This is a genomic window from Kribbella sp. HUAS MG21 (assembly GCF_040254265.1).
Taxonomy (GTDB): Bacteria; Actinomycetota; Actinomycetes; order Propionibacteriales; family Kribbellaceae; genus Kribbella.
The window spans coordinates 1,239,100-1,261,499 of the sequence record NZ_CP158165.1 but is presented as its reverse complement, the minus strand read 5'-3'; the positions used below and the strand labels follow the sequence as shown (position 1 = coordinate 1,261,499).

The 22,400-nt window shown below is 69.1% G+C and carries 22 protein-coding genes; 19 read left to right on the top strand and 3 right to left on the bottom strand.

Annotation, left to right across the window (positions count from 1 at the left end; translation table 11 throughout):
- Positions 1-41: 41 nt before the first annotated feature.
- From ABN611_RS06120 to ABN611_RS06075, 10 genes are all read left to right on the top strand, one after another.
- Positions 42-3,101 carry a PIG-L family deacetylase gene (locus ABN611_RS06120; protein WP_350278800.1) on the top strand — a complete coding sequence of 1,020 codons (3,060 nt, stop codon included), beginning with the start codon at positions 42-44 and terminating at the stop codon, positions 3,099-3,101.
- A 102-nt stretch (positions 3,102-3,203) separates the two neighbouring features.
- On the top strand, positions 3,204-4,268 hold the full coding sequence (locus ABN611_RS06115) for a M23 family metallopeptidase (protein ID WP_350278799.1): 1,065 nt from the start codon (positions 3,204-3,206) through the stop codon (positions 4,266-4,268).
- A gap of 19 nt (positions 4,269-4,287) precedes the next feature.
- Entirely contained in the window at positions 4,288-5,235 is a 948-nt protein-coding gene (locus tag ABN611_RS06110) for a hypothetical protein (protein WP_350278798.1), read from the top strand.
- Between the two features lie 35 nt (positions 5,236-5,270).
- Positions 5,271-5,885, top strand: a complete 615-nt coding sequence (locus ABN611_RS06105; RefSeq protein WP_350278797.1) for a TetR/AcrR family transcriptional regulator — start codon at positions 5,271-5,273, stop codon at positions 5,883-5,885.
- An 87-nt stretch (positions 5,886-5,972) separates the two neighbouring features.
- Positions 5,973-7,334 (top strand): flavin monoamine oxidase family protein, encoded by a 1,362-nt coding sequence (locus tag ABN611_RS06100; protein ID WP_350278796.1) that lies wholly within the window; start codon positions 5,973-5,975, stop codon positions 7,332-7,334.
- Positions 7,331-7,765: a nuclear transport factor 2 family protein gene (locus ABN611_RS06095; protein ID WP_350278795.1), complete on the top strand. Its 435-nt coding sequence runs from the start codon at positions 7,331-7,333 to the stop codon at positions 7,763-7,765. Before ABN611_RS06100 ends, ABN611_RS06095 begins: the two co-directional genes overlap by 4 nt.
- A gap of 2 nt (positions 7,766-7,767) precedes the next feature.
- Positions 7,768-8,628: an alpha/beta hydrolase gene (locus ABN611_RS06090; RefSeq protein WP_350281601.1), complete on the top strand. Its 861-nt coding sequence runs from the start codon at positions 7,768-7,770 to the stop codon at positions 8,626-8,628.
- Positions 8,629-8,999: 371 nt separating this feature from the next.
- The gene (locus tag ABN611_RS06085; RefSeq protein ID WP_350278794.1) at positions 9,000-9,551 is read left to right on the top strand and encodes an HD domain-containing protein; all 552 of its coding nucleotides are present in this window, start codon (positions 9,000-9,002) and stop codon (positions 9,549-9,551) included.
- A gap of 326 nt (positions 9,552-9,877) precedes the next feature.
- Entirely contained in the window at positions 9,878-10,249 is a 372-nt protein-coding gene (locus tag ABN611_RS06080) for a hypothetical protein (protein WP_350278793.1), read from the top strand.
- A complete protein-coding gene (locus ABN611_RS06075) occupies positions 10,246-10,794 on the top strand; it encodes a nuclear transport factor 2 family protein (RefSeq protein ID WP_350278792.1) in 549 nt (182 codons plus the stop codon). The genes ABN611_RS06080 and ABN611_RS06075 overlap by 4 nt, the downstream gene beginning before the upstream one ends.
- Before the next feature lie 348 nt (positions 10,795-11,142).
- Here the strand turns inward: ABN611_RS06075 and ABN611_RS06070 are convergent, their stop codons facing one another.
- A complete protein-coding gene (locus ABN611_RS06070; RefSeq protein ID WP_350278791.1) occupies positions 11,143-11,445 on the bottom strand; it encodes a hypothetical protein in 303 nt (100 codons plus the stop codon).
- Positions 11,446-11,507: 62 nt separating this feature from the next.
- On the opposite strand from ABN611_RS06070, the gene ABN611_RS06065 reads away from it, so the two are divergent.
- Positions 11,508-11,837, top strand: coding sequence for a cupin domain-containing protein (locus tag ABN611_RS06065; RefSeq protein WP_350278790.1), 330 nt, complete (start codon positions 11,508-11,510; stop codon positions 11,835-11,837).
- Between the two features lie 128 nt (positions 11,838-11,965).
- Positions 11,966-12,616, top strand: a complete 651-nt coding sequence (locus ABN611_RS06060) for an aspartate/glutamate racemase family protein (protein WP_350278789.1) — start codon at positions 11,966-11,968, stop codon at positions 12,614-12,616.
- Between the two features lie 13 nt (positions 12,617-12,629).
- On the opposite strand, the gene ABN611_RS06055 is transcribed toward ABN611_RS06060, so the two are convergent.
- Positions 12,630-12,878 carry a MerR family DNA-binding protein gene (locus ABN611_RS06055; protein WP_350278788.1) on the bottom strand — a complete coding sequence of 83 codons (249 nt, stop codon included), beginning with the start codon at positions 12,876-12,878 and terminating at the stop codon, positions 12,630-12,632.
- A 412-nt stretch (positions 12,879-13,290) separates the two neighbouring features.
- Here ABN611_RS06055 and ABN611_RS06050 point away from each other — a divergent pair, with 412 nt between their 5' ends.
- Positions 13,291-13,974, top strand: a complete 684-nt coding sequence (locus tag ABN611_RS06050) for a hypothetical protein (protein ID WP_350278787.1) — start codon at positions 13,291-13,293, stop codon at positions 13,972-13,974.
- Between the two features lie 23 nt (positions 13,975-13,997).
- On the opposite strand, the gene ABN611_RS06045 is transcribed toward ABN611_RS06050, so the two are convergent.
- Positions 13,998-14,207: a hypothetical protein gene (locus ABN611_RS06045; RefSeq protein ID WP_350278786.1), complete on the bottom strand. Its 210-nt coding sequence runs from the start codon at positions 14,205-14,207 to the stop codon at positions 13,998-14,000.
- 147 nt (positions 14,208-14,354) lie between these two features.
- Between ABN611_RS06045 and ABN611_RS06040 the strand changes: the two genes are divergently transcribed.
- From ABN611_RS06040 to ABN611_RS06015, 6 genes are all read left to right on the top strand, one after another.
- Positions 14,355-15,797 carry a sulfatase-like hydrolase/transferase gene (locus tag ABN611_RS06040; protein WP_350278785.1) on the top strand — a complete coding sequence of 481 codons (1,443 nt, stop codon included), beginning with the start codon at positions 14,355-14,357 and terminating at the stop codon, positions 15,795-15,797.
- Positions 15,794-17,053: an extracellular solute-binding protein gene (locus ABN611_RS06035; protein ID WP_350278784.1), complete on the top strand. Its 1,260-nt coding sequence runs from the start codon at positions 15,794-15,796 to the stop codon at positions 17,051-17,053. The genes ABN611_RS06040 and ABN611_RS06035 overlap by 4 nt, the downstream gene beginning before the upstream one ends.
- Positions 17,050-17,946, top strand: coding sequence for a sugar ABC transporter permease (locus ABN611_RS06030; protein WP_350278783.1), 897 nt, complete (start codon positions 17,050-17,052; stop codon positions 17,944-17,946). The genes ABN611_RS06035 and ABN611_RS06030 overlap by 4 nt, the downstream gene beginning before the upstream one ends.
- A complete protein-coding gene (locus tag ABN611_RS06025) occupies positions 17,943-18,761 on the top strand; it encodes a carbohydrate ABC transporter permease (RefSeq protein ID WP_350278782.1) in 819 nt (272 codons plus the stop codon). The genes ABN611_RS06030 and ABN611_RS06025 overlap by 4 nt, the downstream gene beginning before the upstream one ends.
- A 13-nt stretch (positions 18,762-18,774) precedes the next feature.
- On the top strand, positions 18,775-19,773 hold the full coding sequence (locus tag ABN611_RS06020; protein WP_350278781.1) for a LacI family DNA-binding transcriptional regulator: 999 nt from the start codon (positions 18,775-18,777) through the stop codon (positions 19,771-19,773).
- Positions 19,774-19,850: 77 nt separating this feature from the next.
- A complete protein-coding gene (locus tag ABN611_RS06015; protein ID WP_350278780.1) occupies positions 19,851-22,388 on the top strand; it encodes a tetratricopeptide repeat protein in 2,538 nt (845 codons plus the stop codon).
- The last annotated feature ends 12 nt before the right edge of the window (positions 22,389-22,400 follow it).

Here is a 22,400-nt window from a genome sequence, read left to right as displayed (position 1 = left end):
CGGGGGACAACCCGCCCGCATCCGCCAAAGGGAGACAGCAGATGAAGCGTTATCGCACGAGGGTTGCCCTGCTGGCAGCCGCTGTCCTGATTCCACTCGGAGGCCTGGCGCCGCTTGCCCCGGCGCAGGCCGACTCCGCTCCGGCGCCGGCGCGGTACGTCGCCGACCGTGCGACCAAGATCGACGTGATGGGCGAATGGGCCCACCCCGACGACGACACCAGCATCATCGGGCCGTGCGGCGTCTGGCACGACCGGTACGGCGTCAAGTGCGGCGTGATCATGGTGACCCGCGGTGAGGGCGGCGGGAACTCGGCCGGTACCGAACTCGGGCCCGCGCTCGGGCTGCGCCGCGAGAACGAGGACCGCGTCGCGCACTACCGCTCCGGCACCGTCGACATCTTCAACCTGGACCGGGTCGACTTCTTCTACAACCAGAGCGCGCCGCTGACGCAGTACTTCTGGGACCAGGAGGAGACGCTCCGGCGGGTGACGCGGGTGATCCGCCAGACGCAGCCGGAGATCTACATCGGCTTCACGCCGACGCTGCAGGCCGGGCACGGCAACCACCAGCAGGCCGGGCGGCTGATCTGGGAAGGCGTCCTCGCGGCGGCCGACCCGAACAGGTTCCCCGAGCAGCTCCGCGGCCCGGGTGCGCTGAGCACCTGGCAGGTGAAGAAGGTCTTCTCCGGCGGCAGCACCGCGGGCACCGGCGGTACGACGTCCGCCGCGCACTGCACCACCGGGTTCACGCCGACGGGTCTCGACACGGTCGCGGGCGTGTGGACCGGGTACGACTCGCCGTACAAGTGGCCGGCCGGGAACCTGCAGGGCAAGCCCGCCGGGACGCCGAAGATCTGGCAGCAGGTGGCCGACGAGGGGCGTGCGGCGTACCCGACCCAGAGTCGCGTGATGTACAAGGGCGCTTCCGTGCCCGCGTGTCCGCGGTTCGGCCAGACGGCGTCGTTCGTGCCGTTCCAGCCGAACGCGAACGCGGCGGCCGGACGTGATGACGCGATCCTGTTCGGCGCGACCAAGCCGGACCCGGGCGGGCTGCCGCTCGGCACGCTCGAGTACCTCACCTTCTCCCGCTTCCTCAACGTCGCGGGCGAACCGTTCCAGGCCACCGTGCACCTGCGCTCCGGTGCGGGTCCGCTGCTGCCGGGCAAGGTCGCGCTGACCGTGCCGGACGGCTGGAAGGTCAGCGCGCCGCAGCGGGTCGGCATCGTGACGGCGACGCGCGAGACCACGGTCACCTTCACGGTCACCCCGAGCGCGAACGCGCCGGTGAACCAGAACGCGAAGGTGTCCGCGCTGTACACGACGGGCAGCAAGACCGGCTACACCGACAACGTGGTGCGGATCGTCTCGCCGACCGAGGGCCGGTTCCAGCGCTGGGGCAACTGGAAGGAGTACGACGACTGGCTGGCGGACACCGCGCCGCAGGCCACCCGGCTCGGCCGCTCGAACGCGATCCAGTCAATGGGCATCGGCAAGACGATCGACGTCCCCGTCGTCGTGCACAACTGGTCGAACCAGGCGCAGAGCGGCGCGGTCAGCCTCGACCTGCCCGCGAACTTCACCGCCGACGCGACCTCGAAGCCGTACAGCAACCTCGCTCCGGGCGCCGAGACGACGGTGACGTTCAAGCTGACCAACACCGACACCGCGCTGCCCGCGACGCAGAACGTGTCCATCCCGATCACGACGACGTACAGTGCGCCGGCCGGCACCGGGAACGAAGTACTGACGCTGTCGCTGGTCCCGACGACGGCGATCGGTCAGGCGACGGCCGCGCCGACCGTCGACGGTGTGGCGTCCGCTGGTGAGTACACCGGTCCGACGCTCGACCTCGGCCGGATCTGGCAGGGCGCCAACGGGTGCACCGGGGTCGACGACTGTGGTGTGTCGCCGACCGGCGAGGGCAGCACGGCCAAGGTGAGCTGGTCCGACGACGCGCTGTACTTCTTCATCCACATCCGCGACGACTACCAGTCGTACGCCGTGACGCCCGAGGAGTGCGTCGGGCACTGGCAGGCCGACTCCGTCGAGATCCTGCTCGACCCGCGGGGTACGGCGTCGCAGGACCTGAAGGACACCGCGAACACGTTCAAGCTCGGCATCTTCCCGTTCACCAACGACCCGGCGAACCGCAACGGCAACGGGGCCAACGGTCCGTGCTGGTCGCGGGACGCCGACAACCACCAGGGCTACTCGACCGGGCCGCTGGCGAACACGGTGCACAACGCCCCGAACGCCCCCGGCGTCCAGGTCGCGTCGACCGCGCAGTGGGTCGGCACCAACGAGACCACCACGCCGCACGCGTACGCCGGCGGCGGGTACGACCTCGAGGTGAAGATCCCGCTCGCCGCGCTGCCGGCCGCTGTCGACCCGGCGCGGCTGGGGCTGAACATCACGCCGTACGACAACGACGACACCTCGGCGGCCGGTACGACGACGTTGCGGCACATCGACATGAGCACCCGGCTCGGGTGGTCGGCGCTCGGGTCCGTGCAGTCCGACCCGTACCGCTGGGGCCAGGCGACCCTGCCCGGCTACACGCCGCCGGCCGGTCGTCCGACGACGCCGTCCGCGCCGGACGTGTCGAACCCCAACCTGAACGGCGTGTTCTCGCCGCAGACGATCGCGCAGTCGGCGCGCAACGGCGTACCGATCTCCGGCCGGGTACCGGCGCCGCGCGACAACTCGTTGCAGGTCAAACGGGTGACGGTGGGGCAGTCGTCGGTCTCGGTCGATCTGACGGCTACTGGCTCGGGCAGTGCGCAGTTGTACCTGTGGACGGGGCTGATCGGCGCGATTCCGGTGTGGACGACCAGTTGCTCGCCGGAGGCGGACCCGGCGCCGGACTACGGGATGACGCCGTGCGCTGTCACCGACGGTGGCGTGCCGCCGTGGTCGCCGGACATGGGCGGTCACGTGGTGGAGCACCAGGCGGCGCAGATCACGCCGGAAACCGAGCGACTGACCATCCCGATCACGGCCGCTCAGCGGAGTGCCTTGCTCCGTGACGGTCGGCTGCTGATCTCGTATCAGACCCCGAACGACCAGGTTCAGGCGCTGGACCTGCAACTGAAGGGTTAGGCCCATGATGGGTTAAGGGATCGCCTACAACCTGTCGTGGCGGCGGGGCGCGTTCTGCCACACTCGCGGCAATCGTCAGTTCGATCAGAAGGGGTACCGCCCATGCCCTCGAAACTGTCAGTGAGTCTTGCCGCCTGCGCGCTCGCCGCCACGACGATCCTCGGTGCCGAGGCCACCGCCGCGGCACCGGATCCGGCTTCCGGTGGCTCCGGTGGCTCCGGTGGCTCCGGTGCTTCCGGGGTGACGGTGAAGCTGCCTGCTGCTGTCGCCGGTACGCTCGGCTCGTCTCCTCGGCCGCTCGTCGACGCGGTCACCGCCGATGTGCTCAGCCGCTCCAAGGACGCCCGGGAACTCGCCCCGTCTGTTGCCGTCGGCAAGCTTGCCTCGCAGGGCCGGGACGTCGTCGTCGACGTCCGGTCCGCGACCTCCGGCTGGGCGCGCGGCGTCGCGTACGTCGAAGCGCCGGCCACCACCGAGGCGCATCCTGAAGGCTGGCTCTTCATCGCCCGGTACACCGACGGCCGGTGGGTCAGCGGGGTCGAAGGCGATCGCGAGTTCGCCGAGCACGTCGCGACCTCTCCGCTGGTGGGTGCAGCCGAGCGGCGGAGCATGACGGCGTACGCGAATCACCAATCGGTGACCGCTGCCGCGAACACCGGCGGCCTCCTGCTCCCGTGGATGCCCAACTACTACATGACGCTGACCGGCGGTCCGCACGCCTGGGACAGCGTCAACGGCTACTGGAGCAGCCTGGACTTCGCCGGCGGCAACGCCAGCGGTCGCGTCCGCTCCTCGCGCGACGGCACCGCGACGTCGATGTGTGGCGCCGGCGGCGGCTGGACGCGGGTGATTCACCCGAACGGCTTCTCGACGGACTACTACCACATGTACAACGCGACCTACTACAACGGAACTCCGGTCGGCACGAGCGCCCTGCTCGGCACCATCGGGCGGGACGTCTGCGCGGGCGGACGGGCCACGGGCGATCACGTCCACTGGGGTCTGCGGACGTACGACGCCAACTACAACGGCACGTACACGTGGCTGCACGGCCGCACCATCGGCGGCTGGGCCTGGTGGAACGGCAGCAGCCAGTACTCCGGCTGCGCCACCCGCCTCGGCGTGACCGCGTGCCCGGGCACGGCGATCTACAACCGGACCAGCTGATTCCTGCTTAGAATCGGTTGTGGCGCGGTACGAGCTGGAGCCCGGTGACTACGGACTCGTGCGCTTCGCTGTCTCGCCGCTGACCGAACTCGGCAACTCGTTGCGCGCGCTGCGTGCGCCGGCAAGCTATCCGTTGCAGGCACCCTGGTACGCCGCCGCGTGGCGCGTCCGGGACCAACTGCCGCTCGACGTCCTGAGCGGGTTGATCGGGCCGAACTTCGACACACCGGACCTGTTCAACCCGCGCGTCGGCGTACCGCTGACGATCGACGCGCAGCTCGCCTATGTCCGCGACCAGGACCTGCGGGCGCTGGGCGCGGACATCGAGTTCGCGGTCGGCGGGATCCCGCGGCGGCTCGGGGCGTGCGGGCGATCGTTCGGCGAGCGGCTCGCGGAGGCGTTGGCGGCGTACTGGAAGTTGGCTTTCGAGCCGCACTGGGCACGGATGCGCTCGACCCTCGAGGCCGACGTCGCCCATCGCGCCCGCTCGCTGGCGGCCGAGGGTGTGATCGCGACTTTGAACGGTTGTGGTCCGGGCGTGCGCGCGGATCCGACAACCATCACGGCGCACATCCTCGGGAACAGCCATGACGACCTCACGTTGTACACTCGCGGACGGCCGTTGTACGCCGTACCGTCCCTGTTCACCTTGAGCAGCTCGACACCACTCGCGGACTCCGACCCGATGGTCGTCTACCGATCGATCGGGCAACGCTCGATGTGGCTCGACGGCGCCGGCGCCCCAGGCCGAGCCGGCCTACTCAGCGCACACCGCCTGCGCTACCTGAACGCCCTGGGATCCGGCCAGTCGACAACCGCGCTGGCCGCCCGCTTCGCCGTCTCCCCATCGGCCGCCAACCAGGTACTACGAGCGATGACCGCCCAGGGCCTGGTCCGCCCCCGCCGCAACGGCCGCTCAGTCATCTACGAACGCACACCCCTCGGCGACCAGCTCGCCGAGCTGTAGGTTGGCCGCTGAGCGGATCGGCGAAGGGGTGTGCAGTGGATCCACGGGCGCAGCGGACGGTGGATGCGTTGTTGCGGGCTGCGGAGGAGTTGTTTGCCGCGCGGTCGGTGGCTGACGTGACCGTCGAGGAGATCGCTGCGACCGCGGGGGTGGCGGTGGGGTCGGTCTACAACCATTTCGGGTCGAAGGCGGGGGTGTACGCCGCGCTGGTCGAGCGGGCCGTGGTTGTGGATCGGCAGTTCATGGATCTCGCGTACGTCGAGGGGCGCGGGCCCGTCGAGCAGTTGTACGCCGCCGCGGACGAGTATCTGGCGTTCTATCTCGCGAATCCGGAGTATTTCCGGATGTTGGCGTTCCCGGGGGAGCCGGGGAGTTACGCCGCGGGGCAGGAGCTCGCGGATCGGTTGGCGGACTCGGTGGACGAGCAGAACCGGCGGATGGTGGACGCGATCAAGCGCGGCATCAAGGCGGGGACGATCCGCAAGGTCAACGCTCAGGAGACGGCGACCGTGCTGTGGGCGTCGTGGAACGGGATCATCAGCCTCGCGTGGCGGCAGGACCGGCTGCGGCGCGACCCGCGGCAGCTCAAGCGGCTGCTGCGCGCGGCGACCGACGCGTTCGCGCACGGTCTGCTGATCGAGCAGGACTGACGATTGCGGGTCCGGCTTGGCCGGTGCTAGTGTGCGAGGACTTCTTGCAATGGTTACAAGAACTCCTCTCGCTGGGAGATGCTGCTGATGCGGACCGATTGCGTGGTCGTCGGTGCGGGACTGTCCGGCCTGGTGGCTGCGCGGCGCCTTCTGCAAGCAGGGCTTGGCGTTTGCGTGCTCGAGGCGCGGGAGCGGGTCGGCGGCCGGACGTTGAACGCCGACGTCGGGAACGGGCAGGTCGTCGAGATCGGTGGGCAGTTCACCGGGCCGGGGCAGGACGCGATTCAGCGCGTTGCGCGCGAGGCCGGTGTGGAGACCTTCGCGACGCATACGTGCGGCACTCATCTGATGGAGTTGCGGGGGCGGACCCGGCGGTGGAGCGGCGCGAATCCGCGGATCGGTCTGGTGCCGTCGCTGTCGTATCTCGGCGCGCAGCGCGAGCTCGATCGGATGGCGCGTGAGGTCGATCCTGCTGCGCCCTGGCAGGCGGTGCGTGCTGCCGAGTGGGACGCTCTGACGCTGGGTGGCTGGATGCGGCGGCGGATGTTGTCCGAGTCCGCGCGGACGTTGCTTGCGATGGCTGTTCGCGCGGTCTGGTCGATCGAGCCGGACGAAGTGTCGCTGCTCCACATCCTTGCCTGTATCAACGCCGGTCACAGTCTCGAACGCCTGATCCGGACGCGGGACGGCGCGCAGCAGGACCGCTTCGTCGGCGGGTCGCAGCGCATCGCCGAGGAGTTGGCTCGGACGATGCCGGATCAGCTCTGGCTCGGTCATCCGGTACGGCGTATCGCGCAGGACGGCGAGCGGGTCGTCGTACGGGCGGATGGCCTGGAGGTGGAGGCGGATCGGGTGATCGTCGCGGTGCCGCCGCTGCTGTGTCGGGAGATCGAGTTCGCACCGGCGATGCCGCTCGGGCGGCAGCAGTTGATCGCGCGGACGCCGCAGGGGACGACGTTGAAGTACCTCGCCGTGTACGACGAACCATACTGGCGGGCCGCGGGGCTGAGCGGGCAGGTGGCCAGTGATCGCGGTCCTGTGGGTGCGGCGTTCGACAACTCGCCGCCGGGTGGGCGGCCGGGGATCCTGCTTGGGTTCGTCGTCGGGCGGCATGCGCGTGACTTGCTGGCGCTTCCGGTGGCTGAGCGCGAGCGGCAGGTGCTGGACTGCTTCGCTCGCTGGTTCGGTGACCGGGCGCGGTCGCCGCGGGAGGTGTTGGTCGGGTCCTGGAGTGAGGAGACCTGGACCAGGGGTTGTTACGCGGCTTTCCACCCGCCCGGGCTCTGGACGTCGTTCGGTGCGTGCCTTCGGCAACCACATGGGCGGGTCCACTGGGCAGGCGCGGAGACGGCGACCCGCTGGATCGGATTCATGGACGGCGCCGTGACCGCGGGCGAACGCGCCGCCTCCGAGGTTCTCAGTTGCCGAGTACAAGGAGTCCGTCGATGACCAGCTCGCTCGAGCAGCTCGCCACCCGGTACGGCGAGGCGTGGAACACGCATGACGTGGACCGGATCATGGCGCTGCACACCACCGACACCGTTTTCCGACTGCACCTGAACGCGGCGCCCGAGGTCGTCGGCGCGGACGCGGTCCGCAGCGCCTTCGGGGGATTGCTCGCGCTGTTCCCCGACATCGTTTTCCGAACCGAGACGGAAACATTCGGAAACGACTTTCTCGTGAATCAGACGCGGATCACGGCGACGCTGGCGACGCCGATGCCGTTCGGGGAACTGGTGGCGCAGCCGAACGGCCGACCGATGACGTTCACCGGGGTCGACGTGATCACGGTCGTCGACGGTCTCGTGCAGCGCAAGGAAACGTACCTCGACATCGGCGCCGCGCAGCAGCTCGGGCTGCTGGGGAAGGTTGCGGTGTGAGCATGCGGGATCCCCGACTGGGTACGTCGCGCGAGGTCGAACTGCCGGCTGGAACGTTGCGGTACCACGAGGCCGGCGCGGGTCGGCCGATCGTCTTCGTCCACGGGTACCTGGTGAACGCGAACCTGTGGCGGAAAGTCGTTCCGCTGCTGTCGGAACATTTCCGCTGCCTCACGCCGGACTTGCCGCTGGGATCGCATCTCCTGCCGGTGAACCGCGACGCCGACCTGACGCCACCCGGGATGGCCAAGCTGATCGCCGACTTCCTCGATGCGCTCGGCCTGGACGACGTGGTCCTGTTCGGCAACGACTCGGGCGGCGCGTACAGCCAGCTGACCGCGGCGACGTACCCGGAACGCGTCGGCCGGCTGGTGCTCTCCTCGTGCGAGACCCCGCAGTGCACGTGGCCCCCGACACCCGGCGGATTCCCGCTGCTCAAGTGGACCGCCGTACATCCGGCGCCGTACCGCGCGCTGTATCAGGTACTGCGTTTTCCGAAGACGTGGCGGTGGCGGAACACGTACGGCTGGCTGGCGAAGTACCCGATCGACGCCGCCACGATGCGCAGCTTCATCGACCCGGTGCTGACCGATCCGGCGATCCGCCATGACGGCCGAAAGGCCATCGGAGCCGTCGACGCCCGCTACACCCGCGCCGCAGCGCAAACGCTGGCTGGCAACTTCCACAAACCGGTGGACTTCCTCTGGGCAGCCGAGGACCACGTCTTCCCGCTCACCCACGCAACGCCGTACGCCGACCAACTCGGCGCGGACCTCCACCTCATCCCCGACGCCTACACCTACGTCACCGAAGACAACCCAGAAGCCGTAGCCAAACAGGGCCTAACACTATGGCAGCAATAGGCTCCCGCACCTGGGTAGCCCAAACCCACGGCGCCCTGACCCCCGCATCCCAACTCCTCTTCGCCGCCCAGGCAATCACCCGCGAACTCAAAACCAACCACCGCCAAGTCACCACAGCAGCCAGAGCAGCCGTGCGCGCCAGCGCCACACATGCCAGCGCTGCACACGCCAGCGCCGCGCCCGACGGCCCTTCCGCCGCGGCCGCCGGCACTGCCGCCGCCGCTACCATCGCGCCCCGGCCCGGTGCGGAACCGCGGACCAATGCGAGCCCTGACCGCGCTGCCGGTGCTGAACCAGCCGCTGGACCGAGCGCTGGTACTGATGTGTTGGTGGGCGGTCGCTTGGTTCCGGCGACTGCGGTTGCTCGGCATGTGACTGATTTCGTTCGGACCGTGCTGCCTGATCCGTTGCTGCAGCACAGCATCCGGTCCTGGTTGTGGGGAAGCATGCTCGCGGAACTCGACCAAATCGAGTACGACGACGAGCGTTTGTACGTCGCCGCGTTACTCCACGACGTCGGCCTGATAGACGACCCCGGCACGGATGCGGCCTGCTTCGCCGTCCACGGCTCGAACCTCGCGCGCTGGGTGGTAATCGAAGCAGGCGCAGCCAACGCATTCGCCACCGACGTCGCCGACGCGATCGCAGCACACTTCAACGTCAACGTGCCATTGTCCTGGGGCGCCGAACCACACCTACTCCACGCAGGCACCCACCTGGACGTCATCGGCCTACGACTACCGGAACTCGCGCCAGACACGATCGCGCAAGTACACACCCGAGCCCCCCGAACCGGCTTCGCCGACCACTTCCTAGACGCAATGCGCAAAGAGGCACGCCTCCGACGAACATCCCGAGCAGCCGTCCTCTGGCGCCTCGGAATGAACCGCTCAATCCGCCGCTTCCAGGACCACCTCGAATGACCCCACCAGACCCCCACCCCGCTCCACCAACCCCACCGCCACCGACGCCAACGCCGCCAACGCCGCCGACGCCGCCGACGCCGCCGACGCCACCGACGACAGCCACGACCGGTCCGCCGACACGACAGACACCGACACGGACGGCGATCCCGCAGACCCCGCCAACTCGGGCGACACCGCCAACACCGACACCATCAGAACTGTCGTCGACCCGGTCGATCCCGCCAACAGCGGCAGCGCCGACACCAGGCCCGCCGACACCGACCCCGCTCGCACCGGCAGTGCTGGCTCAGGCGCCGGCGCCGCGGCGGGCTCGGCCTGGCTCGGTGGGCCGGCGGGCGTTGATCGGCGCTCTCGGTGGGATCTTCGTCGGGCTCGGTCTCTGGGCGGCGGGCGACAGTGGATCCTTCGCGCGTACGCTCGCCGACTTCGGGCCGAGGAACGATCACCTGGTCCACGACTTCGGCGCTGCCTCCATCGCGATCGGGGCCGGCCTGGTGCTCGCCGTACGGAAAACGTCCTGGCGTACGCCGATACTCATCGTCGCGACCGTCTGGAACGGGCTGCATGCCGTCTCGCACCTGGTCGACGTCAGCCGGGCGCACTCATTGGCAGTAGGCGTGGGCGAAGCCGTGCTCTTGGTCGCCGGGACCGCACTGCTCGGCTACCTCGCCGCCACGAGTAGGGAGAACCGATGACAGGCCCGGAACGACCGCGGACCGCGTCGGAAGGACCGACGACAGATCCGGAACGACCGACAACCAAATCTGGACGGCCGAAGACTGTCACTGAACGACCGGCGACAGGCTCGGAGCAGGCGATACGCGATTGGCCGACGATCCACGAAAACGTTGTTCGGCAGTTCCGGGGCGCCTGGGATAATCCGGATCCTCATGCCTGGGACGGTTTCCTCGACGAGTCGGTGCGGTTCGTGCAGCCGATGCTCTGCGACGGCGTCGGGCCGGAGTTGTGGTGGGAAGAGTTCGCCCGCACTCAGGTACTGCTGCCGAACCTCCGCGTGGAGGTCCTCCGCTGGGCAGGCAGCGAGGACACCGTGTTCATTCACATCCGCTTCGCCGCGACCGCAGGCGGCCGACCGCTCACCTGGGAAGCCGTGGACCTCCTCAAACTCTCCCCAGAAGGCAAGCTCCTCTTCCGGGAATCCTTCTTCGACTCGTCCCACCCGCGACAACCCTCCTCCGCCGCCCCCGCACCTGGCTCCCCTGGTGGCGCTCCGGCGTAGGCCCCTTGCTCACCCGCCGCAAGCTCCTCCCACCCATCCCTCGTCCCCGGAGCCCGTTGATGTAACGGCGCGGGTGCCGTCGGGTGGTGACGTTGGGGTGTGCGGTGTGGGCGTTGTGGGTGGTACGGATGCGCCTAACCTGACCGATCCGCGGCGTCATCATCCGGCGGATGCTGCACTGTTACGACACCGCCCCACGGGAGTGCCTTACCTGCTTCGCTCCTCGGCCGGGCGCCGTGGCGTCTGGTTCGCGCTGTTGCCTGGCCTTTCGAGCGGCTGCGCGCCTCTGCCTTGTCTCGCGGGCATCGAACCCCACCGGCCACGCATGTATGCCGAGTCTCGTGACCCTCAAGGATGTTCGATGCGGTATTGGGTTTCGAGTTCGTTGAAGTGGCCTGGGGTGGCTTGGTGTAGGGCGGTGGGGTGGTGGGTGAGGGTGGCGATGGTTTCGGTTAGGGCTGTGGCCTTTGCGGGGGTTGTGTAGATGCCCAGGATCAGGTTGTTGTCGTCTCCCAGGGTGAAGGACCAGGGGATCTCGCAGGGGGTGTTGTGGTCGGGGTCCGGGCACAGGGTGTGGGCGATCGGGGCCTGGGTTGCGAGTGCCGACTCGGTGTCGGGGAAGTTCTGGATGTGGATCTCGTACAGCATCATGTGCTGGAAGTTATCGGCGTACCGTTGCCTTGTGCATCAGACTTGAGTCGTACCATCGGTTGATGGAGGTCTTGCGAGTTCACGAGTTGGCGGCCAGTCATTTGCGGCTGGCGGGCGAGAGTGACAGCGGGCGGAGTGCGACGACGGTGTACGGGCGCGGTGGGGCGCGGCTGCGGCAGACGTTGATCGCGCTGGACGCGGGGCAGACGATGGGCGAGCACCAGAGTCCTGGTGACGCGTCGTTGATGTGCCTGCAGGGTGACGTCGTACTCCGGGCGGGTGACGACGAGATCGAGCTGTGGGCCGGTGACCTTGTCGCGGTACCTCCGCAGCGGCACGACGTACATGCCCGGTCGGCTTCGGTGTTGCTGCTTTCGGTCGCCTTGCACTGAGTACGCCGCAGGGCTCGGTCCCCTCCCCGGACAGCGCGTTGACCTGGCTGTATGAAACGTGTCAATGTGATGCGCCCGTAGAGCTTCGCGCGACGCTGCCGGAGCGTATTGAAACGTGAGGAGCGCCAGTGAAGCGCATCGCTTTCCTGCATACCGGGGCCGTGGTCATTCCGACGTTCGCGACGCTTGCCGCGGAGCATCTGCCCGGGGTCGAGGTGCAGAACCTGCTCGACGACAAGATCGTGGCGGATCTCGGCCGGGGTACGGCGACCGAGCAGGTGGCGCAGCGGCTGGCCGATCTCGGGGATGCCGCGGTGGCGGCTGGTGCCGAGGCGGTGATGTTCACGTGCTCGTCGATCTCGCAGTACGCCGGACCGTTGGCCGAGCGGCTCGGCGTACCGGTCTATCGCGTCGACGAGGCGATGGCGGACGAGGCAGTGCGAGCCGGGGAGCGCATCAGCGTGATCGCGACGTTGCCGACGACGGTGCAGCCGACGGCTGCGCTGCTGCGGGAGCGGGCCGAGGTCCAGGGGCGCGACGTACAGATCGACGAGGTTGTCGTCGACGGCGCCTTCGAGGCTGCGGTCGCCGGGGATCGGGCGCGGCATGACGCGCTGGTGGCGGAGGCGATCAAGGCGGCCTCCGGGGATGTGGTGGTGCTCGCGCAGGCCTCGATGGCGTCGGCGGCGGAGGGCCTCGAGGTTTCGGCGCCGATTCTGACCAGCCCCGAGCGAGGGGTACGCCGGCTGGCCGAGCAGATCGCGATGCCGCAGGGCTAGGCCCTGACTGCGATCACTTGCCAGCGGTTCCGCTGGAGCGTTCTCTGGCGTCGATCTGGCTCTGGTAGACGGCGATCTTGTCGCGAAGCGCCCGCCGGTTGGCTCGAAGCTGCTCGATCTGCTGCCTTACTTCGGCATCGTGCTGCCTCAGCAATGTCATGCGGGACTCGAGCGTCTGGTCACCGGCAGCGCGCAACTCGGAGTAGACGCGCATCTTCGCGATGCTCATTCCGGTGTCGCGCAGCCGGAGGAGGAACCGCACCCAACTGATGTCAACCCCTGGCCGGTAGCAGCCTCGCTCGTCATGGGCCTCACCTTAGAACTTGGAGCGCGCTCCAAGTCCAGTCGGAGAGTCGCCGTTGACTTCGAGCGCGCGCTAACTCGTAGCGTCCTGAGCGCACGTTCGAAGCAGCGCCGACACCCGGAGAGTGCCGATGACCTCGAACCGATTGATGCGAGCAGCATCCGCGAGACGGATCGCGGCGGGTGCAGCGCTACTGCTGGTCGCGGCCGGCTGCAGCTCTGCTCCCACCACCGGATCGGCGGAAAGTTCGTCGGTGTCCCCGACACCTGGCCCGACGTCGCCGACGGCATCCACCAGTTCGGGCAGTCGCGCAGCGGCGCCGCAGTCGCCTGGCAAGCCGTTATGGGAAGGACTCGCCTCCCCGTTGGGGATGGCCTATGACACCTCTGGTGCGCTGTACATCGCGAACTGGTCCGGGGGCACGATCGAACGGTTCACTCCCGCAGGGGATCGGGAAGTCTTCGCCGACGGCCTGAGCGGCCCGTCGGGCCTCGCGATCTCCGCCAACGGCGTCGTCTTCGCCGCCTCGTACAGCGGCAACGTCGTGTGGCGCTTCACCAACGCCGGCAAGCCCGAAGTCTTTGTCGACGGCTTGTCGACGCCCGCGGGGTTGTCCTTCAACTCCGCAGGAGAATTGCTGATCGCGAACCGCGAGACGAACGAGATTCTCGCGGCAGACTCCAACGGTCGGACTCGCGTCGTGGCAACCGGGCTGCAGACACCCGTCGGTGCGGTGGAGCTCGACAACGGCGATCTGATCGTCAGCAACATCAACGGAGGCATCTCGCGCGTACCGGCGGGCGATACCCGCGCACTGACGATCAACAGCGAGCTACGCAGTCCCGCTCCCGGAATCGCCCGGGCGGGCGGGGACGCCGCCTACGTCGCCGACTACGGCGGATCGACCGTCGACCTGATCACGCGCGACGGCAAACGTACGACGGTCGCCGACGGTTTCCGGAGTCCCACGAGCATCGCGATCGCGCCGGACGGCCGACTGGCGATCGCCGATTGGGGAACGAATTCCCTCTATGTCATCAAGCCGGTCCACTGACCCCGGGCACCGCTCAAGGCCGGCTAGTTGCGCCGGCGGGAGCGCTTGCGGCGGTCGACCAGGCGGTCCAGGACGCCGTAGCCGGCTAGGCCCAGTACTGCGACGGCCAGTAGGAAGAGGATGACGGCGACGGTGATGTTCGCCGGGCGTGCGATCAGGCCGGCAACCGCCAGCACGACGCCGATCAGCGTGAAGGAAATGACCAGGCGGCGGCTCATCGGCTCGTAGATCACGAGCCGGATGCTACCTGCGCACCGGGCCGCCAAGAGCCGGACCCTTGACGGATCGAGTCAGCCTGCGGCAAGGTTTGCAGCGCTGTAATACAGCGCTGTAAAGCCCGAGCAGAGAGCAGGGAGATGCGCCCCGACATCGTCATCGTGATGACCGATCAGCAGCGGGTGGGACTGACCCGGCGGAGCGGGTATCCGGTGGACACCATGCCGTTCGTCGACGCCCTGGCGGCTCGCGGAACGGATTTCCGGAACGCTTACACCGCGGCCCCGGCCTGCGTTCCGGCACGGACGAGTCTGCTGACCGGACGGTTTCCGAGCGTCCACCAGGTCCGGCAGAACAGCAACGCGCGGTACGCCCGCTACGAGCAGGACCTGCTCGACGTACTGCGGGACGCGGACTACCAGCTGCACTTCGCGGGCAAGCCGCACATGCCCCGCGGCGCGCAGGACTTCGACACCTTCGCCGGCCCGTACTTCCACACCCAGGGACCGCAGCGGAACGCGGAGGAATCCGCTTTCGACAACTGGCTGGAACACCTGGACCACGGCGTTTCCGATACGCCGACGCCGCACCCGCTGGAAACGCAGCTGCCCTACCGGATCACCACCGACGCACTGCGGGCGGTCGACGGCGCCGACCCGGACCGGCCGGGCCTGTTCTGGGTCTCCTACCCCGAGCCCCACAACCCGTACCAGGTCCCGCGGCCGTACTTCGACCTGGTCGCCCCCGAGGACGTCCCGGACCGTACAACAGGGCCGGAGGCAACCGACATCAAGGGCGGCAGCTACACCTGGCTGCGCCGCCTCCAGGAGGAGAAACGACCCGGGTACGACGACAACTGGCGTCGCTACACCGCCAACTACCTCGGCATGCTGCGGCTGCTCGACGACCAGATCCGCCGGCTCCACGACGGACTCGCGCAGCGCAACAGACCGCGGCTGACCATCGTGCTCGCCGACCACGGCGACTACGTCGGCGAGTACGGCCTGCAGCGCAAGGGCGCCGGCCTGTCCGAGTTCCTGATGCGGATTCCGCTGATCGTGACCGGCGACGGCGTCACGGTCCAGCAGCGCGACGAGCCGGTCTCGATCGTCGACGTCCTCCCGACGATCTGCGAAGCCGTCGGACACCGTATTCCCGACGGCGTCCAGGGTCGCAGTCTGCTACCGCTTGCCCAGGGCAACGAAGCCCCGGCGGCGGAGTTCGGCAGCATCGTCGCCGAACACGGCTTCGGCGGCCGCGCGTACGACGTCACCGCGCGGCCACCGCTGCACTTCGGGTACGACGGCCCGACGTTCGACGAGCTCAACACCGTCACGCAGTCCGGCCACGCGCGAATGCTGCGCAGCGGCAGGTGGAAGCTCATCGTCCACGCGGATCTGCCAGGCGAGTTGTACGACCTCGACACCGACCCGGCCGAGCTCGACAACCTCTTCGACGACGACCGGCACGTGGCCGTCCGGGCCCGCCTGCTGCACCAGCTCACCCGCTGGCAGGCGCGGCTGACCGACGACCTCCCCAACGGCACCTACGTTCCGCTCCGCCTGGCCCACAACTGGCGCTGGGCCACCCAAGGAGAACCATCATGAACACCTTCAGCCGCCGGACCCTGCTGGGTCTCGGCGCCGCCACGGCCGCGGCGATCACGCTCCCCGGCTGCTCCGCGAAGTCCGGGCCGATGCGCGTCGCGTGGTACGGCCCGGACCCCGTGACCAAGGCGATCAACAAGGCCCTCGACGCCTGGAAGGCCGGCGGCGGCGCGGAGTACGCGGGCGAGAGTGCTCCGTTCGACGACTACTGGGACAAGCTGGCCACCCAGACCTCGGGCAACAACGCGCCCGACGTGCTGCGGATGTCGATGAGCTACTTCAGCGACTACGCCGGCCGGAACGCGCTCAAGGACCTCGGCTCGGCCGGGATCGACACGTCGGCGCTCGACAAGGACGTCGCCGACAGCGGCCTGTCCGACGGCAAGAACTTCGGGATCGGGCAGAGCTCGATCAGCTACGCGATGTACGTCGACGAGGCCGCCGTCAAGCAGGCCGGCGGAACGGTTCCGGAACAGGGCTGGACGTGGGACAAGTTCGCCGAGTTCGCCCGCGACTACGCCGGTTCCGTGCAGGGCTCGTACGGCTCCGGCGACCAGGCCGGAAACCTCCAGTTGTTCGAGGTGTTCGCCCGCCAGCACGGTACGGAACTGTTTTCCGACGACGGCGGAAAACTCGCCACCAGCAAGGAAACGGTCCAGGAATGGTTCCAGTACTGGGCGGACCTGCGGACCGCGAAGGCCGCACCGCCGCAGAACGTCAGCGCCGAGACGACCGGCATCGAGAAGTCGCTGATCGCCAAGGGGAAAGCGCCGCTGCAGTTCGGGTGGGTCCAGCAGGTCACGTTCTACCAGCCGCTGGTGAAGAACCCGCTGGCCGTGCTCCCGGTGCCGCAGGGCACGGCCGGTGACCTCAAGGGCCAGTTCGTCAAGGGCCTCGACCTGTGGTGCGTCTCGGCCGCGAGCAAACACCCCGAGGACGCCGCGAAACTGATCGGGTTCCTGCTCAACGACGAGCAGGCGATCAAGGCGATCGGCATCCTGCTCGGCGTCCCGCCGTCGCAGAAGGCCCGCGACCTGGTCGCCGCCGACGCCGGGTCCGCCGGCGCCCGGGCGATCAAGTACGTCGAGGACATCGCCGGCCAGGTCGGCCCGTCGCCGAAACCGTGGCCGAAGGGCTACGGCGAACTGCTCACCGGCTTCGGCCGGATCGCGGAGAACATCGGTTTCGGAAAGACCACGCCGGCCGCCGGCGCGACCGAGTTCGTCGAGCTGGCCGGGAAGACCCTCGGCCAGTGATCGCGAACCTCCGCCGCAGCGTCCCGGCGTACCTGTTCCTGCTCCCGTGGTTCATCGGACTGGTCGGGCTCACGATCGGGCCGATGCTGCTGTCGCTGTACTACTCGTTCACCGACTACGCGCTGCTCAACACCCCGGAGTGGACCGGGCTGCAGAACTACACGAACCTCTTCCAGGACCCGCGGTACCTGCAGTCGCTCGAGGTCACGTTCGTCTACGTCGCGGTCTCGGTGCCGCTCGAGATGGCGTTCGCGCTCGCCGTCGCCGTACTCCTCAACCGCGGGCTCAAGGGCCTCGCCGTCTACCGGGCGCTGTACTACGTCCCGAGCCTGCTCGGCGGCAGTGTCGCGATCGCGCTGCTCTGGCAGCAGATCTTCGGCACCGACGGCCTGCTCAACGACGTCCTCGGCATCTTCGGCATCGAGGGCCGCGGCTGGATCTCCGAACCCGGCACGGCGCTGTGGACGCTGATCGTGCTGCGGGTCTGGCAGTTCGGCGCCCCGATGGTGATCTTCCTGGCCGGCCTGCGGCAGATCCCGGACGAGGTGCTGGAGGCCGCCGAGGTCGACGGTGCGGGCCGCTGGCAACGGTTCTGGCGGGTCACGCTGCCGCTGCTGTCGCCGGTGGTGTTCTTCAACCTGGTCCTGCAGATCATCGGCGCCTTCCAGGCGTTCACGCCGGCGTTCGTGATCAGCGGCGGCAAGGGTGGCCCATCGGACTCGACGCTGTTCTACACGTTGTACCTGTACCAGCAGGCGTTCGGGAACTTCCGGATGGGGTACGCCGCCGCGATGGCCTGGGTGCTGCTGCTGATCATCGCGGTCTTCACCGGACTGAACTTCGTCCTCGGCCGCACCTGGGTGTTCTACGGAGACGAAGGGGTCCGTCGATGAAACGCGTGCTGGCCCACGCCGGCCTGACCGCGGGCGCGCTGATCATGCTCTACCCGCTGCTCTGGATGATCAGCGCGTCGCTGCGGCCGAACACCGAGATCTTCCAGCGCCCCGGGCTGATCCCGGAGCACCCGACGCTCGGCAACTACGCCCTCGGCTGGTCGTCGACCGGGACCAGTTTCGGCATCTACCTGATGAACTCGCTGATCATCTGTACGGCGGTCGTGATCGGCAACGTGCTGACCTGCTCGCTGACCGCGTACGCGTTCGCCCGGCTCACCTTCGTCGGCCGGAAAACGTTGTTCGGACTGATGCTGGCAACGATCATGCTGCCCGCCCACGTCACGCTGATCGCGCAGTACTCGATTTTCCGGAACCTGAACTGGATCGACACGTTCTGGCCGATGATCGTGCCGAGTTTCCTGGCCACCGACGCGTTCTTCGTGTTCCTGATGGTGCAGTTCATCCGGTCGATCCCGGTCGAGCTGGACGACGCGGCCCGGATCGACGGCTGCGGCGCGTGGGGCATCTACCGGCGGATCATCCTGCCGCTGCTCACGCCGGCGCTGGTGACGACGGCGATCTTCTCGTTCATCTGGACCTGGAACAACTTCTTCGGCCAGCTGATCTACCTGTCGACCAGGACCAGGCTGACCGTGCCGGTGGCGTTGCGCGGTTTCCTGGACGCGACCGGCAGTTCCGAGTGGGGCGCGCTGTTCGCGATGAGCGTCGTCACGCTGGTCCCGGTGGTCGTGGTCTTCGTCATCTTCCAGCGCCGGATCCTGGCCGGAATGGCCCACTCGGGGCTCAAGTGAGATCCTGCCAGCTATGAGGCCGCGCCTGACCGATGTCGCCGAGGCCGCCGGCGTGTCGATGAAGACGGTGTCGAACGTCGTCAACGGCGCCGAGCACGTCCGCGAGGAGACCCGGCAGCGGGTGCTGGCCGCGATCGACAAGCTCGGCTACCGGCCGAACATCGCGGCCCGGAACCTCGCCCAGGGCCGCAGCGGCGTGATCGCGCTCGCGGTGCCGCAGCTCGACCGGCCGTACTTCGCCTCGCTCGCGGCCCGGATGCTCGACGAGGCCGAGGCGTTCGGCTGGATCGTGCAGTTCCACCAGACCGGCGGCCGCCGGGAGACCGAGCTCGCGCTGCTCACCGAGCGGCACCCGGCGCGGCTGGACGGGATCGTGATGAGCCCGCTCGGCCTCACCCCGGAGGACCTCGAGCGGCGTGATCCCGGGCTGCCGCTGGTCCTGCTGGGCGAGAAGGCCGGTCCCGAGCATCGCGCCGACCACGTCGGTATCGACAACCGCGAGGCGGGGCGGGTGGCGACCGAGCACCTGCTGTCGCTCGGCCGGCGCAAGGTGATGGCGCTGGCGCCAGGCCCGCGGATGGACGACCAGCGGATCAACGGGTACCGCGACGCGCTCGCCGCCGCGGGCCTGGAGGTCGACGAGGACATCGTGCTGCCGACCGGCGGCCTCCGTGGTGAGGACGCCGAGCAGACCCTCGGCGCCTGGCTCGACGCCGGGCACGAGGCGCCGGACGCGGTCTTCGCGGCGACCGACTGGCTCGCGATGGGTGCGATCCGCGCGCTGGTGCTGCGCGGTCTGCGAGTCCCGCAGGACGTGGCCGTCGTCGGCTTCGACGACATCCCGTACGACCTCGCCACCCTCCCGACCCTCACCACCGTCGCGCCCGACCGGGTCGCGATCGCCCGGCTCGCGCTGGAGGCCCTCCGGGACCAGCGCTCCGACCGCGAACCGGTCCGCAAGCAGGCCCCCTTCCGGCTGCTGGTCCGCGAAAGCACCGCCGGCATCACCTGAGCCCGACGCCCGACGCCCGACGATCAGCCCCAGCCGACCTCTCGACGTACTCCGCACCGGCGCAGAGACTTGGCGGCATGGGTGGGGGAATGGTCGCGATGTTGTTCTCGGACATCGAGGGGTCGACGGTGCTGCTGCGCCGCCTGGGGGAGCGGTACCTCGACGCGCTGGAAGGTCACCGCCGGATCCTGCGCGCCGCGTGGACGGCGTACGGCGGGACCGAGCTGGGGACCGAGGGCGACAGCTTCTTCGTCGTGTTCCCGACCGCAGGCGAGGCGGTCCGCGCGGCGGTCGAGGGCCAGCGCGGACTGGCGGACCACCACTGGCCGGGCGGCGAGCGGCTGCGGGTTCGGATCGGCATCCACACCGGTACGCCGGGCGTGTACGACGGCGACTACTGGGGCATGGACGTCCACCTCGCCGCGCGGATCGGCGCCGCCGCGCACGGCGGCCAGATCGTGGTGTCGGCCGTCACCGGACAGCTCACGCAACTGCCCGACGGCGTCACGCTCCGCGACCTCGGAACCCATCACCTGAAGGACATCCCGGAACCCGAGCGCCTGCTCCAGGTCGCGGTCGACGGCCTGCAGAACGACTTCCCGCCGCCACGCACCCTCGGTACGTCGACCAGCCTCCCCGCCCCGGCCACACCGCTGCTCGGGCGCGCCGAGGACCTCGACCGCATCACCCGGCTGCTCGGGCGTCCCGACGTACGGCTGGTGACGCTGACCGGGCCGGGCGGGGCGGGCAAGACCCGGTTGGCGATCGGCGCGGCGGCGGAGCTGACCACCAGCTTCCCGGGCGGCGTGTACTTCGTCCCGCTCGCCGCCGTGACGACCGAGCGGGTGCTGTGGACCACGATCGCCGAGGTCCTCGACATCCCGCCCCGCGAGCGCGGCCGCGTGGTCGCCTACCTCGCCCAGCGCACACTGCTTCTCGTCCTCGACAACCTCGAGCAGCTGCCCGACGCGAGCAAGGTCGTTGCCGAGATCATCGAAGGCGCGGCCCACGTGAAGCTCGTCGCCACCTCGCGCCGCGCCCTCGGGCTGACCGGCGAGCACCAGCACCCGGTCGCTCCGCTGCCGATCACGGACGACGCCGCCGTCCGGCTCTTCGTGGAGCGGGCTCAGGCCGTCCGCCCGGCGTTCGCGTTGACACCGGAGAACCACGCCGACGTCGTCGCGATCTGCCGCCGGCTCGACGGGCTGCCGCTGGCGATCGAGCTGTGCGCGCCCCGGCTGCGGCTGTTCAGCGTGAAGGAGGTGCTCGCCCGCATCGACCAGTCGCTGGACATCGCGTCGACCAGCAGCGTGACGCCGGAACGCCAGCGCACGTTGCGCGACACGATCGCCTGGTCGTACGAGCTGCTCACCCCCGAGCATCGCCGTACGTTCCGCAGGCTCGCCGTGTTCGCCGGCGGCGCGGGCCTGGCCGCCGTCGAGAAAGTTGCCACCGGCGTCGACATGCTCGGCGCCGTCGCCGAGCTGCACGACGCCAACCTGATCACGCTGTCCGACGGACCCGACGGCACCCGCGTGCGGCTGCTGGAGACCATCCGGCAGTACGCCGCGGACGAGCTCGGAGCCTCCGCTGAGGACGCCGCGGTCCGCGCCGCCCACGCCACCTACTACGCAGACCTCTCCGCGGAGCTGGAGCACCGCAAGAAGACCACCTCCGACTACCCGCTCGAGCACGCGGAGGCCGAGCTCGACAACTTCCGTACGGCCCTCGCCTGGTCGGCCGAGCACGACGTACCCACCGGCCTGCGGCTGTGCGAGCGCCTCGGGTGGGTGTGGATGCTCGGCGGCTACCTCGCCGAGAGCCGCAGCTGGCACGAGCGGATCGTGGCAGCGGCCGGTACGACGTCCTCGCCCGAGCTGGCCGCCTGCCTGCGCGGTCTCAGCAACCTGCTGCTCATCCAGGGCGAGCCGGAGCGCGCTCATGACGTGGCGAACCGCAGTCTGGAAATGTCCAAGGAACTCGATGACCAGGCCGGTGTCGCGTTCGGGCTGACCGTGCTCGGCTCGGTGCAACGCCAACGGGGTGACGTCGATGCGGCGCGCGCGACGCTCGTCGACGCTGTTGACCGGCACCGCAAACTCGACGATCCGTGGCGGCTGGCGCGCGTCCTCAGCCACCTGGGCGGTATCGAGGAGGATCTCGGCGACTTCGACCGCGCGGAGGAGCTGTTGCGCGAGTCGCTGACGATCACCGAAACCCTCGGAGACGCGCACGAGGTCGCCGTACAGGGTCAGAATCTCGCGTACCTGCTGACGCTCGCGGGCCGGCTCGACGAGGCCGGCGCGCTGGCCCAGGAACTGGTCCCGACCGTGGTCGCTCTGGGTAGCCCGAGCCTGACGATGGCGTTCTCCAACACCGCGATGAACCTGCTGCTCCGCCGTGGCGACCCGGTCGGCGCCGCGGAGCTGTTCGGCGCGGAGGAAGCCATGGGCGAGCGCCTCGAAATCCCCAATCCGTACCTGCTGGAGGAGCTGGCCGAGGCCCTCGAACTGGTCGGTGACCGGCTCTCGCGCGCGGAGTGGGAACGGCACCGGCAAGCAGGGCGTGCCGCGCGGGTCGAGGACTTACTCAATCGACTGATCCTCGGCCGTTGAGTGTTGACCACC

Excerpts from the sequence above, each read along its gene's own strand:
- ABN611_RS06120 (WP_350278800.1), top strand. The coding sequence starts at position 42 with ATGAAGCGTTATCGCACGAGGGTTGCCCTGCTGGCAGCCGCTGTCCTG.
- ABN611_RS06115 (WP_350278799.1), top strand. The coding sequence starts at position 3,204 with ATGCCCTCGAAACTGTCAGTGAGTCTTGCCGCCTGCGCGCTCGCCGCC.
- ABN611_RS06100 (WP_350278796.1), top strand. The coding sequence starts at position 5,973 with ATGCGGACCGATTGCGTGGTCGTCGGTGCGGGACTGTCCGGCCTGGTG.
- ABN611_RS06095 (WP_350278795.1), top strand. The coding sequence starts at position 7,331 with ATGACCAGCTCGCTCGAGCAGCTCGCCACCCGGTACGGCGAGGCGTGG.
- ABN611_RS06090 (WP_350281601.1), top strand. The coding sequence starts at position 7,768 with ATGCGGGATCCCCGACTGGGTACGTCGCGCGAGGTCGAACTGCCGGCT.
- ABN611_RS06075 (WP_350278792.1), top strand. The coding sequence starts at position 10,246 with ATGACAGGCCCGGAACGACCGCGGACCGCGTCGGAAGGACCGACGACA.
- ABN611_RS06070 (WP_350278791.1), bottom strand. The coding sequence starts at position 11,445 with ATGATGCTGTACGAGATCCACATCCAGAACTTCCCCGACACCGAGTCG.
- ABN611_RS06065 (WP_350278790.1), top strand. The coding sequence starts at position 11,508 with ATGGAGGTCTTGCGAGTTCACGAGTTGGCGGCCAGTCATTTGCGGCTG.
- ABN611_RS06050 (WP_350278787.1), top strand. The coding sequence starts at position 13,291 with ATGGCCTATGACACCTCTGGTGCGCTGTACATCGCGAACTGGTCCGGG.
- ABN611_RS06040 (WP_350278785.1), top strand. The coding sequence starts at position 14,355 with ATGACCGATCAGCAGCGGGTGGGACTGACCCGGCGGAGCGGGTATCCG.
- ABN611_RS06035 (WP_350278784.1), top strand. The coding sequence starts at position 15,794 with ATGAACACCTTCAGCCGCCGGACCCTGCTGGGTCTCGGCGCCGCCACG.
- ABN611_RS06025 (WP_350278782.1), top strand. The coding sequence starts at position 17,943 with ATGAAACGCGTGCTGGCCCACGCCGGCCTGACCGCGGGCGCGCTGATC.
- ABN611_RS06020 (WP_350278781.1), top strand. The coding sequence starts at position 18,775 with ATGAGGCCGCGCCTGACCGATGTCGCCGAGGCCGCCGGCGTGTCGATG.
- ABN611_RS06015 (WP_350278780.1), top strand. The coding sequence starts at position 19,851 with ATGGGTGGGGGAATGGTCGCGATGTTGTTCTCGGACATCGAGGGGTCG.